Origin of the sequence: Amycolatopsis sp. NPDC050768, assembly GCF_040654155.1 — a bacterium.
In the GTDB taxonomy this organism is placed as follows: domain Bacteria; phylum Actinomycetota; class Actinomycetes; order Mycobacteriales; family Pseudonocardiaceae; genus Amycolatopsis.
This window is the reverse complement of the sequence record NZ_JBFAHL010000007.1, coordinates 1-12,347: the sequence shown is the minus strand read 5'-3', so window position 1 is coordinate 12,347 and position 12,347 is coordinate 1. Positions and strand designations below refer to the sequence as shown.

The window sequence follows — 12,347 nt, the reverse complement described above, 5'->3', positions numbered from 1 at the left end:
CTCGTGAACGTCACTTGACATGGTGAGGGAGATTCGTCACGCCCGTGTCGCCATTGCCCGGTCGACCACCAAGCCGTGGTACGAACGACCCTTTTCGCGCGGTGCTCCATCTTCTACAGAAGCGCGCAGACAGGACCGAAAAGAGAAGTGTGTCTGTCCTACCTTGGGGGAGGTCGTGCTAACGTCCGCGCCAGCGCGCGGATGCACGTGCAGATTCCCGAGCTGGCAACGGAAGGCGGGACGATGAACCACCACCGAGCGGCCCGGCCACCCTGTGACGTCGAATCCGGCCTGCGCGCCCTCATCGCCCGCGGCTACCAGTTCGTGCACCCGAGCGACGCCACCGGCGCCGTCCTCGCGGTCGTCGGCGTCCGCGTCCACGGCGACGTCGTGGACGTCGTCCGCCTCGACGCCGAGGACGACGCCACCGCCACCCGCATGCCGGCGGACGAGGAAAACGTTTTCACGCCGAGCACCTGGCTGTGGCGCACGAGCGGCCCCGCCACCCTCGTGCTGGCCGACCTCCTCGCCCTCCCGGACGAAACCACCCCCGCCGTCGCGGGCGGCTGCTGGGTCCCGGGCCGCCCGGGCACGGCGAAGTGGCTCGCCGCAAGCTGACCCGGCTCACCAGCGCCTGACAAGCGCACGCGGGTTTGCCGCGCCCGCCGGCGAAGTCGCCAGGTGGCTCGTCGCGAACCGACCCAGCTCCCCCAGCAGCCGCCACTCCCCCAGATCTCACCTGATCACAACCCCGCCAACACCTCCGCCTCCTCGGCCGCCGACAGGCCCGAGCGCCGGTCGCGGTCCAGGCCCAGGTCGCGTTCGCGCGCCAGGGCGCCCGCGACGGCGTCGGCGAGGGGGCGGACGTCCAGGCCCGCCGCCAGTGACGGGGCCGGGTCGTGGGAGGCGAGGCCGGCGTAGGTGGGTGGGAGCCACAGCGGCAGGGAGCGTGGACCGGACCACGGGGCGACGCCGGCGGTTTCCAGCTGGGTATCCGTGGCGGGCACGAACTCGACGTCGGTCCCGACGGCCGCGGCGATGTCCGCGAGCAGCTTGCCCAGGTCGGCTGCGGGGCCGATCCCGTCGAAGGTGCCGCCCAGCCCGGTCTCGAACGCGGTGACGATCCAGGCCGCGAGGTCGCGCACGTCGATGTACTGCGCGAGCCGGTCGGAGGCGGGCACGAGCACGCGCCCGCCGCGGGCGAAGCGGCCGGGCCAGTAGCCGAAGCGGTCGCTGCCGTCGCCGGGGCCGGTGATCAGGCCGGGCCGCACCACGAAGGCGCGCTCCCCCAGCGCGGCGCGCACGGCGTTCTCGCTGGCCACCTTGATGCCGCCGTACAGCCCGGTGCCGCCTTCCGCGGTCAGGTCGTCGCGGGTCGCGTGGCGCGGCAGCGGGTCCACGAGCGGGCCGGTCGCCGGGGTCTGGCCGGGCGTCGCCTCGTCGGCGTAGACGTTGATCGTCGAGACGAACGTCCAGTGCGCCACGCGGTCCGCGAGGACCGCAAGCGCCCGCTGCACCCACGGGAACGACATCGGCGCCACGTCCACCACGGCGTCGAAATCGGGCAGCGAAGCCAATCCGTCCGGATCGTCGCGGTCCACCTTGATCAGCCGCGCGCCGTCGGGCACCGTCCCCGACTCGCCGCGCGCCGCGCACACGACCTCGTGGCCCCGTCGCAGCGCCTCCACCGCGACGGCCCGTCCGACGAACACCGTCCCACCCAGCACGAGAAGTCTCATGCCCTCACCCTGGCGCGCCCGCCCCGGCGCCACCACCGGTCTCGCGGAGGGCGAACGCACGCCTCAGCCCAGCACCCGCTCCGCCGCCAGCGCCGCCTGCGTGCGGCTGCCCACCTGAAGCTTCGCGAGCAGGTTGCCCACGTGGACCTTGACCGTGCGTTCCGCCAGGCCGAGCTCGGCGGCGATGTCCCGATTGGACAGTCCGCGGCCGAGCAACGCCAGCACGTCGCGTTCGCGCGGGGTGAACAGTTCGGCCGGCGCCCCGAGCTCCGCGGCGACGGCCGGGCTGACGGCGGTCACTCCCGCGTGCGCCGCGCGGACGGCGGCGGCCAGCTCTTCGCCCGTGGAGTCCTTTGAGCACGAACCCGTCCGCGCCCTCAGCGAGGGCGCGGCGGATGTCGCTCGCCCGCCGGATCGTCGTCAGCATCACCACGCGCGGGCGGGGCGTGCGCGCCCGCAGCCGCCGCAGCACCTCGTGGCCGTCGAGGCCCGGCAGGTTCAGGTCCAGCAGCACCACGTCACCCAGGTCGCCCGGCACAGCGAGCAGCCCGGCGCCGTCGGCGTGCACGCCCGTCACCGTGAGGTCCGGCTGCGCGGCGAGGATGAAGGCGAGACCTTCGCGGACGAGCGCGTGGTCGTCGACGACGCGGATCCCGATCACCGGCGCGCTCTACCTTCGGCCCGTGCGCCGACTCGCCGATCGACGGCTCCTCGCCGACCTGGCGACCACGCTGCTGGTCGCCGTCCTGCTCGCGCTGGGCGGCACGTGGCAGCCGGGCCACGGCGGGGCCGGCCTGCTGCTCGTCGTGGCACAACTGCTGCCGCTGCCCCTTCGCCGGCGGTTCCCCGGCTGGGTGCTCGCCGTGGTCGCCGCGACGACCGTCGCCCACCTCGTCACCAGCGCGCCGCGCAACCTCGACTACCTCCCGGTCCTGCTCGCCCTCTACACCGCGCCGATGTCGCCGCGCCCGCTCGTGCGGTTCTGGCTGTGCGGCGCCACCACGGCCGAGGTCGGCGCGGCGATGGTGCCCGCCAAGGGTTTCGTGGACGGCGCGCTGCTCACCGCCACCATCTGTGTCGTCGCGTGGCTGCTCGGCGTGGAACGCCGACGTCACGTCGCCGAACGCGCGGAGGTCGCCGCGCAACGCACGCGCCACCGGCTGGAACGCCTTGCCGCCGAACGCCGTGACCGCACCGCGCGGCGGCTGCACGACACGCTCGCGCGCACCACCACCGTGATGCTCGTGCAGGCCGAGGCCCTGCGCGCGGTCGGCGACCCGACCGACGCCGACCGCCGGCGCGTCGACGCGATGCTGTCGGCCGGGCGCGACGCACTGGGCCAGGTCCGCGCGACGCTGCGCGAACTCCACGGCGAGGACGAACCCACCGCCGAACCCGCGCTGGCCGACGTGCTCGACCAGCTGCGCTCCGCCGGTCTGGTCCTCGACGCCGTGCCGGACGCGGCGGCCTTCCCCGGCCCCGTCCGCCCGCTCGCCGGACGGGTGATCGCCGAAGCCGCCACCAACGCCCTGCGCCACCACGGCCCGGGCACGCGCCTGGGCGTCGAGGTCGCCGTGACCGGCGGGCAGGTCCGGATCGCCGTCGCGTCGAAGGTTCAGACCCCACCGGCCGGGGAAACCGCCGGTGCCGGCTACGGCCTCACCAGCCTGCGCGCGCAGCTGGCCGAGCACGGCGGCTCGCTCACCGCCGGACCCGTGGCAGGCGGCTGGTCCGTGGTGGGCGTCATCCCTTGCCCCGCAACGCCAGCAGCTGCGACACCGTGACGAACCGGTAGCCCCGCGCCCGCAGCCCGTCAATCGCGGGGCCGAGCCATTCCCGCGTCGCCTCGCGAGCGGGGTACATCGCGTGCAGCACCACGATCGAGCCCGGACGCACGTGGCTCACCACGTACTCGGCGGTCGCGGTGGCCGAAGCGTCGACGGCGGGGTAGGAGTTCGGCTCGACGTCCCACATGATCGTCTGCCGGCCGTGCTGGTGGAGGTAGTACGGGAGCGCGAGCAGCTTCTTGCCGTTGGGCGGGCGCACGGTGATCTCGCCCCGGTAGCCGGTCCGGCGGATGAGCGCGTCGGTGCGTTCGATCTCCGACGCGACGTAGCCGGGCGTCACCAGCACCATGCGCTCGTGCGAGTAGGTGTGGTTGCCCAGTTCGTGCCCGGCCGCGGCGAGCTCACGGCCCAGCTCGGGGTGTGCCTCCAGTTCTCGTCCGATGAGGAAGAAAGTGGCCTTCACCCCGCGGCGCGAGGCCAGCGTCGCGAGCACGGGCGCCACGCCGGCCGGATCGGGCCCGTCGTCGAAGGTCAGCGCCACGACTTTCTGCGAGGTCTCGACCCGTTCGGTGAGACCGCCGAAGAACTGGAACGTGCGCGCGTCGACCACCCGCAGCAGGGCGTACCCGCCGCCGAGCACCAGCACGAGCGCGACGGCGAGCGAGATCGTCCAGCGGGCCCGCCGGGACAGGTGGGGACGGATCATGCGCGCCACCCTGCCCACCCGGCCCGCGCGCCGGAAGCGGCGGAGGTACTAGTCCCTCCGATCGATCACGGCAGTACCGGTGATCGCGAGTCCGGAGTAGAACGACAGGGGTGATCACCGAAATCGCGATCGTCGACGTGAAACCGGGCGCCGGCGACGAATTCGCCGCCGCATACGCGAAAGCCCACGAGCTGCTCGCGACCACGCCCGGCTGCCGCAGTGCGCGGATGATGCGCAGTGAGGAGAGCCCGGACCGCTTCGTCGGCGTCGTCGAGTGGGAGTCGAAGCAGCACCACCTGGAGCACTTCCGGGGCACCGACCGCTACGCGGCGTACGGCGCGCTGCTCGGGCCCTACCTCGCCGCGCAGCCGCGGGTGGAGCACTTCGAGGCCGTCTGACGGGTCAGGCGCTGCGGCGGGACCGGACGCCGGCCGCCCGCGCGATCATCCCGGCCAGGTCGGCGACCGGGGCCGGGTCGTCGGGGAGCTGGCCCACGGCGACGCGGATGTGCGGCGCGCCGGAGCGGCCGGTGAAACACCGGCTGCCCGCGCCGACGGAGACGCCGTGCGCGGCCAGCGTGACCAAGGTGCGGGTCTCCTCGGGCACCAGCACCCACAGCGTGAGCCCGTCGCCCACGGCCACGTCGAGGCCGTGGTCGCGCAGCGCCTCGGCGAGCACCGCCCGGCGACCGGCGTAGCGCCGGCGCGCGCGGTGGACCAGCGCGTCCGTGGCGGTGTCGGTGAGCAGGAACGCCTGCGCGTCCTGCAGCACCCGGCTGGACCACGCGGTGCCGAACGCCCGGTGCGCGCGCACCCGCTCCACGAGCGCGGCCGAGCCGCCGAGCACGCAGCTGCGCAGCTCGGTGCCGAAGGCCGTGCAATAAGACCGCACCAGCAGCACCTGCCCGGGCAGGTGCGTGCCCAGGCTCGCCCCCGCCGAGGCGGCGAGCGGGCCGAAGTCGTCGGCCTCGATCACGGCGGTGTCGGTACGCGCGAGCACGGCGGCGAGCTCGGCGACGCGAGCGGCGGACACGGTGTGACCCAGCGGGTTCTGCGCGCGCGGCTGGTAGACGAAGGCGACGGGCCGGTGCGCCAGCGCGGCTTCGAGCGCGTCGGCGCGCGGGCCGGCTTCGTCGCGGCGCACCGGAACCACGTGGATGCGCGCCGCGCGCAGGTGCCGCAGCAGCCACGGCGCGGTCGGTTCCTCGACCGCGACCACGTCGCCGGGCCGGGCCACCGCCCGGCACGCCAACGCCACACCTTCCTGACCACCGGCGGCGACTGTCCACGCCTCCGCCGCGAACGGCCACTCCGGCTTCACCGCCGCCCGCAGCCGGGAGCTGATCGGTTCCTTCACCGCCCGCCGCTCCGACCGCACCCCGGCGGCCACCGCGTCCTCCAGCGGCGGCAGCAGCGCGGGATCGGGTGAGCCGTGCTCCAGGTCCACCGACTGCCAGCCCGGGAACATCCGCGCGGGCGGGAGCCCGGCGGGCGGCGCCAGCACGGTCGTGCCGCGACGGCGGCCGGTGCCGATCAGCCCGGCCGCGCGCAGCTGCGCCCACGCCTCCGCGATCGTCGTGGGACTCACCGACAGCTCGGCCGCGAGCGCGCGCGGTCGGCAGCCGCGTGCCGGGCTGCACCTCACCGTCGCGGATGAGGCCCGACACGGCGCCCGCGATGCCGCGCGCCGTGCGTTCGCCGATCCGCACGGCGAGCCAGCCGAGCCCGACCGGCGCCGTCGTCGCGAGTTCGCCCGAGGCCACGCACCGGCTCCCCTCATTCGGTGAGAAATCGATCTGTCGGGCTCAAAAGCTAGGCCGCTCGCACCCCGCCGCAAAGCGGTTTCACATCCTGGTCGGCCCCGGCAAAGGCGGTACAAAACCGCAGCTTCGCCCACCTGTGCGCATATTCCTTCGGTGACCGAATGAACTCGACGGAACCGGTTCCGCCGATTCGACCACCGGATCAGACCACTGGTACGTCCACACCGGACCGGACCCGAAAGTGTTTGCGAGATCGCCCGGCCGGGTACTTCGAAACCATCGGTCCCCATTACGGAACAGCTGGAGAATCCATGATCGTGCTCGGAGTCATCCTGCTCGTCGTCGGTTTCATCACCGGCATCTCGATCCTGTGGACGATCGGCATCGTCCTGCTGGTCATCGGTGCGGTCCTGGCCATCCTGGGCGGAACCGGCCGCAGGGTCGGCGGCCGCGCGCACTGGTACTGAGCCACTTGTTCACCGGGCGACTTGTTTGAACCGCCGGAAAACGGGTAACCACCCGGCCTTCGCGAAAGGAGCGGTCGTGAACGACAAAATGCAGAACAAGGCCGATGAATTGAAGGGCCGCGCCAAAGAAGCACTCGGAAACGCCACCGGAAACGAGCAGTGGCAGGCCGAAGGCAAGGCGGACCAGGCCAAGGGTGCCCTCAAGCAGGCCGGTGAGAAGGTCAAGGACGCGGTCGACGGGCTGAAGAACAAGAACTGACACGCGGGGGAACGCGCGCCGCCGGGTCCCGCCCGGCGGCGCTCGCGCGTCCCGGGATGTGAGGCGCCCCAAGGGAAACCGCCCCCGAACGAGTGAGATCGCGGTCTCACAAAACCGAGGATTGAACCAAAGGGTGAGAGGGTAGCCGTGGGACGCCGCCCGTCCCGACCGGCGCGGCCACGATCGCGGTGTGGCTGACCGCCCGACCAGGGAGAATCGCCATGACGACCTCACTCACCCCCGAGATCACCGAAAAGGCGCCCGCGAAACTCGCCGGACGCTCCGAATTCCCGCGTGCGGCACCGGCTCCGGCCGCGCCCGCACCGGACGCAGGCGCGCCGGGCGCCACCGCGCCGGACCTCACCGGCGTGCACACGACCGCCCCGGACACGAATACCGACACCGGGGAATCCGGCTCCCAGCTCCACCGCCTCGCGGCCATGGCTTCACTGCAGGAGTGGATCCGGCGCAGCAGCCCCGTTCTCATGCACGACGCCGTTCTCGCCGGTGAAAGCCCTGCCGAGGTCGCCGCGGCCGCGCGGCTGTCGGTCGCCCAAGCGCACCTCACCTGGAACACGTGGGCCACCCGCCGGCTGGCCTCCCCCACGCCCGGCGAAGCCCTTCCGCTGCGCCAGTACCTGCGCGTGCACACTGCCTTCGCCCGGGCGCTGAACGACGCCTGATCATTCGGTCACCGAACCGGTCGGCGGCCCGAGAGGGCCCGGCACTGCACCGAGCGGGGTACGGCCGGGCGCAACGGACGCCGGCTTGGCATCATTTGCGCATGGCTGAGTCCGGTGCCCCCGGCGACGACGCGGGCCGGGTGGAAACCACGGGGGGCGCCGTCGCGCTGAGTGAGGACGACGGTGCCACGGTGCTGGCCGTGAGCGGCGCCCTCGACCTCGCGCTCGCCCCCAAGCTGCGCCGGCTCGTGGACCGCGCCGCGCGCACGGGGGCGCCGGTGCTCGTGATCGACCTCAGCGCGGTCGACTTCCTGGCTTCGGCGGGGATGGCGGTGCTCGTGTGGGCCCACCGGCAGGCCGAACCCGCCGACGTGCGCGTGGTCGCGAGCAGCCGGCTCACGCTGCGGCCGCTGGAGCTGACCCGCCTGACCGACGAGCTCGCCGTGTTCCCCTCGGTGCCCGCCGCGCTGGCGGGCGCATGACCACCGCCGACGGCCTCGGGCCCGTGGCCGCGGCCGTGCGCAAGGCGTTCGTCGACGCCGAGGGCCGGCCCGTGGCCGTGCGGATCCGCCGGCTCGACGCCGCGGACTACCGGGGCCGGGGCCGGATCGTGGTCCCCGACGCCGCGACCGTGGCCCAGCTCGTCCCGGCTCAACGCGTGACAGGCGCCGTGGTCGTCGTCACCGACGAGGACGCCACCGTGCTGCTGCACACCGACGCTCCCGAAGGCGCCCGCCTCGCACCGACCGCAGCCGGGGTCGACGCCGCGACGGCCGAGCTCACCGGCACCGTCAGCCGGCTGCGCGCCGAGGCCGGCGTCGTCGACGCCCTGCACTCCATCGGCCGCCGGCTCACCGCCCAGCTCGACCTCGACGTCGTGGTCCAGGAAGCGACCGACGCCGCCACCGGCGCGACGGGGGCCGCCTTCGGCGCGTTCTTCTACAACCTCGTCGACCAGTTCGGCGAGTCGTACACGCTCTACACCCTCTCCGGCGTGCCGCGCGAAGCGTTCTCCCGCTTCCCCATGCCCCGCAACACCGCCGTGTTCGGCCCGACGTTCGACGGCACCGGCACCGTCCGCAGCGCGGACATCACGGCCGACCCGCGGTTCGGCCACAACGCGCCCTACCACGGCACGCCCGAGGGGCACCTGCCCGTGCGTAGCTATCTCGCCGTATCGGTCGTCAGCCCCACCAGCGGCGAGGTGCTCGGCTGGTTCTTCTTCGGCCACCCCGAAACCGGCCGGTTCACCGAGCGCCACGAGTACCTCGCCGAAGGCATCGCGGGGTACGCCGCCATCGCGTTGGACAACGCCCGCCTCTTCGAACGCGAGCGCACCCTCGCCGCAGAGCTCTCGCGCAGCATGGTGCCCGCCGCGCCGCGGATCCCAGGCCTCGACCTCGTCACGCGCTACCTGCCGGTCGCCACCGGCAGCAAGGTCGGCGGCGACTGGTTCGACGTACTCCGCCTGGGTTCGGGCGCCACCGCGTTCGTGATCGGCGACGTCGTCGGCCACGGCGTCGCCGCCGCCACCGTGATGGGCCAGGTCCGCACCGCGATCCGCTCGTACGCGCTGCTGGAGCTGCCGCCGTCGGAGGTCCTGCGCAACGTCTCACAGCTCACCGGCCGGTTCGCCGAGCCGAGTTTCGTGACTTGTTTCTACGCCGTGCACGAGCCCGCGGACCACTCGCTGACGTACGCGGACGCCGGGCACCTGCCCGCCGTGCTCGTCCACGCCGACGGCACGCCCCAGCAGATCGGCGAGGCGCTGGCCCAGCCGCTCGGCGTCGGCGCGGAGTTCCCGCAGGAGCAGGTGGCTTTCCTGCCCGGCACCGACCTCGTGCTCTACACCGACGGTCTGGTCGAGAGCCGCACCCGCGATCTCACCGTCGGCATCGCCGGGCTGCTCACCGCGCTCGGTGCCCTGCACGATGCCCTGCACGATGCCCTGCACGATGGGTCCGACGCGGAAACCGCGTGGGACCGCCTGATCCACGACCTCACCGGCGGCAGCCACGACGACGACATCGCCCTGATCCACGTGCGCCGCCGCGACGGAGGTGCGGCGTGACGGGGCGCGCGACCGAGGATCGCCTGACGCCGGAGTTCCGCCGCCGCGTCACCGCCGCGCCGGAGCCGCTGATCGGCCTGCGCCGCGCCCTCGCCGGCTGGGTCGCGGGGCTCGGCATGAGCACCACGCAGCAGGAGGACGTGGTGATGGCGAGCTACGAGGCCATGGCCAACTCCGCCGAACACGCCTACGAGGGCCGGGAAACCGGCGTCCTCGACGTCCTCGCGACCTGCGTGGGCGAAACCGTCACCGTGATCGTCACCGACTACGGCCGCTGGCTGCCGCCCCGCTCGACCAACGGCCTGCGCGGCCGCGGCCTGCCGTTGATGCGGGGCCTGGCGCACGAAAGCGAGTGCCTGCAGCGCCCGGACGGCACCACGGTGACGCTCAGCTGGCGGCTCGAACCGGCCGGATAGCGGGCCGCAGGATGCGGTTCGCCGACCAGGCGAGCAGCAGGAGCTCGGCCACGGAAAAGCCCAGCAGCGCCATCGGGCTCGACACCCACACCAGCGCCAGCCCGACGGCGAGCACCGGCACGACGAGGCCCGCGTAGGCCGCGAGGAACAGCGCCGCCAGCACCTGCCCGCGCGAGCGCGGACCGGCCAGCGTGGCCACGGTGGTCACCGACGCGCGGAATCCGAGCCCCATGCCCGTGCCGGCCAGCACGCTGCCGGCGAAGAACAGCCACAGGGAAGGCAGCAGCGCGGCGACCGGCAGCACCACCAGTCCCACGGCCATCAGCGTGAAGCCGAGCCGCAGCTGGCGCGCGAGAGTGAGCCGCGCGAAGACGATCTGCCCGAGCGCGGCGGCGACCAGCAGTGACGCCGCCGCGATCCCGGCGAGCAGGTGGCCGCTTTGGTGCAGGCCCTGGGCGAGCAGCGTCGGCGCCAGGGCCGCGAACAGTCCCGTGATCGCGAACGAGGCGAACACGGCGATGGCCGCACCGAAGAACGTCGGCTTCGCGTCGGCCGGCAGCGAAAGCCGCTGCGGCCGGTACGCGGGCGGCTCGTCCCACGGCTCGACGGTCTCGGGCACCAGCGCCACGGCGATCGCGGCCGCGAGCAGCACCACCAGGAACACCGCGAACGGTGTGGTGAGCGGGCTGGTCGCGTACTTCGCGAAGAACCCGCCGACGAGCGGGCCGAGGCCGAGCCCGCCGAGGTTCACCACGCTCGCGATCAGCCTGGCGTGGCCGGCGTGCTCACCGGGCCGCGCGACCGCGCGCAGCTCCGACAGGTGCGCGGTGGCCGTGGCGGTGAGCGCCCCGATGCCGGCGCCGCTGATCAGCCGGGCCAGCAGGAGCACCGGCACCTCCGGCGACGACAGGAACAACGCGGCCGCCAACGCTTCGGCGAGGGTGGCGGCGACGATCACGCGGCGCCGGCCGAGCCAGTCGCTCACGTGGCCGGCGAGGTAGAGGCTCGCCATCACGCCCACGGCGTAGGCGACGAAGACGAGGGTGACCACGAACGTCGGGAACCCGTCCTGGCGCTGGTAAATCGCGTACAGCGGCGTCGGCACGGTGGAGAAAACGAGCGACGCGGCGAACGCGAGGGCGATAACGCGGAAGCCCCAGTCGTGGGTGAGCCGCCGGCGGACTGTGCGGGCTGTGACGGGCGAAACGGTGTGGACCATGGCTTGCCTTCCCCGGAAGATCCTTGTGCCTTCAACCATCCCCTCGGCAACTCATTCCGTCCAACGAAAAGTCTTGGCGACAGTTATCGCTCGATGCGATAATTCACGCCGTGGAGACCCGTCAGCTCGAGTACTTCGTGGCCGTGGCCGAGGAGCTCAGCTTCACGCGCGCGGCCCAGCGGTTGTTCGCCGTCCAGTCCACGGTGTCGGCCACGATCCGCACGCTTGAGACGGAGCTGGGCACGACGTTGTTCGACCGCTCGACGCGCAGGGTCGCGCTGTCGGCCTCGGGCGCGTTGTTCCTGCCGGAGGCGAAGGCCGCGCTCGACGCCGTGGAGCGCGCCCGCGAGGTGGTGCAGGAGGCCTCGGCCGGCCTGCGCGGGAGCCTGCGGGTGGGCACGCTCACCAGCGTCGGCGCCCTCGACCTGCCCGCGCTGCTCGGCGCGTTCCACGACCGGCACCCGCTGGTCGACCTGCACCTCACGGTGTCGGTGACGGGCTCGACCGGCCTGGCCGAGGACGTCCGCCACGGCCGGCTCGACCTCGCGCTGCTCGGCCTCCCCGAGAGCGAGCTGCCGGGCCTGACCGTGCGCACGATCGTCACCGTCCCCTACTTCGCCGTGCTCCCGGCCGCGCACCCGCTCGCCGGCCGGCCGTCGATCTCGTTGCGGGACCTGGCCGGCGAGCGGTTCGTGGACGCGCCGCGCGGCTTCGGCAACCGCATCGCCATCGACCGGGCCTGCGAGTCGCTCGGCGTCGGGCGCCGGGTTCCCGTGGAGGTCGCCGACCTCCGGGTGATGCCGCTGTACGTCGCCGCGGGGCTGGGCGTCGCCGTGGTCCCGGACCTCGTGCCACTGACCGCTCCCGGCGCGGCCGTGGTGCCGCTGGACGACGCCGGGCTCACGTGGCCGCTCTCGGTCGTGAGCCACGGTGAAAAGGCCCCCGGCCGGGCGCTGCGGACCCTGCTCGATCTGCTGGTGGAGACCGATTTCTTACAGAAGTCGGACGGGGGCGCAATCGGCCGTCCGAGGGAATAGAAAGTGCCCGTACGGTGTCTTTATAACTGCACGTCCAGGTGCGTTTCACCTGGTTCCCCAGCCCGAGCCGAGAGGCCGCGAAGGGAGAGCTGTGTCCCAGCAGACCCAGTACAACAAGAACCCGGAAGCCGTGTCCCGGCTGACCCCGGAGCAGTACCGCGTGACCCAGCAGGACGGGACCGAGCGGGCGTTCGCGAACGC

At 73.2% G+C, this 12,347-nt stretch carries 15 protein-coding genes and 1 pseudogene; 10 read left to right on the top strand and 6 right to left on the bottom strand.

Features of this window, described 5'->3' with window-relative positions; all coding sequences use genetic code 11:
• The first annotated feature begins 243 nt into the window (after positions 1–243).
• On the top strand, positions 244–618 hold the full coding sequence (locus tag AB0H62_RS21185; RefSeq protein ID WP_360587604.1) for a hypothetical protein: 375 nt from the start codon (positions 244–246) through the stop codon (positions 616–618).
• 125 nt (positions 619–743) lie between these two features.
• Here AB0H62_RS21185 and AB0H62_RS21180 read toward each other — a convergent pair whose 3' ends face one another.
• The 3 genes and pseudogenes from AB0H62_RS21180 to AB0H62_RS21170 form a co-directional block, all read right to left on the bottom strand.
• Positions 744–1,739 (bottom strand): NAD-dependent epimerase/dehydratase family protein, encoded by a 996-nt coding sequence (locus AB0H62_RS21180; RefSeq protein WP_360587602.1) that lies wholly within the window; start codon positions 1,737–1,739, stop codon positions 744–746.
• A 63-nt stretch (positions 1,740–1,802) separates the two neighbouring features.
• Positions 1,803–2,039, bottom strand: a complete 237-nt coding sequence (locus AB0H62_RS21175) for a LuxR C-terminal-related transcriptional regulator (protein WP_255637804.1) — start codon at positions 2,037–2,039, stop codon at positions 1,803–1,805.
• A gap of 106 nt (positions 2,040–2,145) precedes the next feature.
• A pseudogene (locus AB0H62_RS21170) lies at positions 2,146–2,400 on the bottom strand (response regulator transcription factor); the annotation flags it as partial.
• A 22-nt stretch (positions 2,401–2,422) separates the two neighbouring features.
• On the opposite strand from AB0H62_RS21170, the gene AB0H62_RS21165 reads away from it, so the two are divergent.
• Positions 2,423–3,523 carry a histidine kinase gene (locus AB0H62_RS21165; protein WP_360587600.1) on the top strand — a complete coding sequence of 367 codons (1,101 nt, stop codon included), beginning with the start codon at positions 2,423–2,425 and terminating at the stop codon, positions 3,521–3,523.
• On the opposite strand, the gene AB0H62_RS21160 is transcribed toward AB0H62_RS21165, so the two are convergent.
• The gene (locus AB0H62_RS21160; RefSeq protein WP_360587598.1) at positions 3,483–4,232 is read right to left on the bottom strand and encodes a polysaccharide deacetylase family protein; all 750 of its coding nucleotides are present in this window, start codon (positions 4,230–4,232) and stop codon (positions 3,483–3,485) included. The two genes, AB0H62_RS21165 and AB0H62_RS21160, sit on opposite strands and share 41 nt — an antisense overlap.
• A gap of 110 nt (positions 4,233–4,342) precedes the next feature.
• On the opposite strand from AB0H62_RS21160, the gene AB0H62_RS21155 reads away from it, so the two are divergent.
• Positions 4,343–4,630 carry an antibiotic biosynthesis monooxygenase gene (locus tag AB0H62_RS21155; protein WP_220239232.1) on the top strand — a complete coding sequence of 96 codons (288 nt, stop codon included), beginning with the start codon at positions 4,343–4,345 and terminating at the stop codon, positions 4,628–4,630.
• Between the two features lie 4 nt (positions 4,631–4,634).
• On the opposite strand, the gene AB0H62_RS21150 is transcribed toward AB0H62_RS21155, so the two are convergent.
• Positions 4,635–5,819 (bottom strand): aminotransferase class I/II-fold pyridoxal phosphate-dependent enzyme, encoded by a 1,185-nt coding sequence (locus AB0H62_RS21150; protein ID WP_360587595.1) that lies wholly within the window; start codon positions 5,817–5,819, stop codon positions 4,635–4,637.
• Between the two features lie 486 nt (positions 5,820–6,305).
• Between AB0H62_RS21150 and AB0H62_RS21145 the strand changes: the two genes are divergently transcribed.
• The 6 genes from AB0H62_RS21145 to AB0H62_RS21120 all read left to right on the top strand — a co-directional run bounded on the left by AB0H62_RS21145 (position 6,306) and on the right by AB0H62_RS21120 (position 9,890).
• Positions 6,306–6,461, top strand: a complete 156-nt coding sequence (locus tag AB0H62_RS21145; RefSeq protein WP_220239230.1) for a DUF6131 family protein — start codon at positions 6,306–6,308, stop codon at positions 6,459–6,461.
• A gap of 76 nt (positions 6,462–6,537) precedes the next feature.
• On the top strand, positions 6,538–6,720 hold the full coding sequence (locus tag AB0H62_RS21140) for a CsbD family protein (RefSeq protein ID WP_220239229.1): 183 nt from the start codon (positions 6,538–6,540) through the stop codon (positions 6,718–6,720).
• A gap of 221 nt (positions 6,721–6,941) precedes the next feature.
• Entirely contained in the window at positions 6,942–7,403 is a 462-nt protein-coding gene (locus AB0H62_RS21135) for a hypothetical protein (protein WP_360587593.1), read from the top strand.
• A 101-nt stretch (positions 7,404–7,504) separates the two neighbouring features.
• Positions 7,505–7,885 (top strand): STAS domain-containing protein, encoded by a 381-nt coding sequence (locus AB0H62_RS21130; protein ID WP_220239227.1) that lies wholly within the window; start codon positions 7,505–7,507, stop codon positions 7,883–7,885.
• Positions 7,882–9,474 (top strand): GAF domain-containing SpoIIE family protein phosphatase, encoded by a 1,593-nt coding sequence (locus AB0H62_RS21125; protein ID WP_360587591.1) that lies wholly within the window; start codon positions 7,882–7,884, stop codon positions 9,472–9,474. The genes AB0H62_RS21130 and AB0H62_RS21125 overlap by 4 nt, the downstream gene beginning before the upstream one ends.
• Positions 9,471–9,890 carry an ATP-binding protein gene (locus AB0H62_RS21120; RefSeq protein WP_220239225.1) on the top strand — a complete coding sequence of 140 codons (420 nt, stop codon included), beginning with the start codon at positions 9,471–9,473 and terminating at the stop codon, positions 9,888–9,890. The genes AB0H62_RS21125 and AB0H62_RS21120 overlap by 4 nt, the downstream gene beginning before the upstream one ends.
• Here AB0H62_RS21120 and AB0H62_RS21115 read toward each other — a convergent pair.
• Positions 9,862–11,109, bottom strand: coding sequence for an MFS transporter (locus AB0H62_RS21115; RefSeq protein ID WP_360587589.1), 1,248 nt, complete (start codon positions 11,107–11,109; stop codon positions 9,862–9,864). The two genes, AB0H62_RS21120 and AB0H62_RS21115, sit on opposite strands and share 29 nt — an antisense overlap.
• 110 nt (positions 11,110–11,219) lie before the next feature.
• Here AB0H62_RS21115 and AB0H62_RS21110 point away from each other — a divergent pair, with 110 nt between their 5' ends.
• A complete protein-coding gene (locus tag AB0H62_RS21110; RefSeq protein WP_220239223.1) occupies positions 11,220–12,146 on the top strand; it encodes a LysR family transcriptional regulator in 927 nt (308 codons plus the stop codon).
• Positions 12,147–12,347 lie beyond the last annotated feature (201 nt).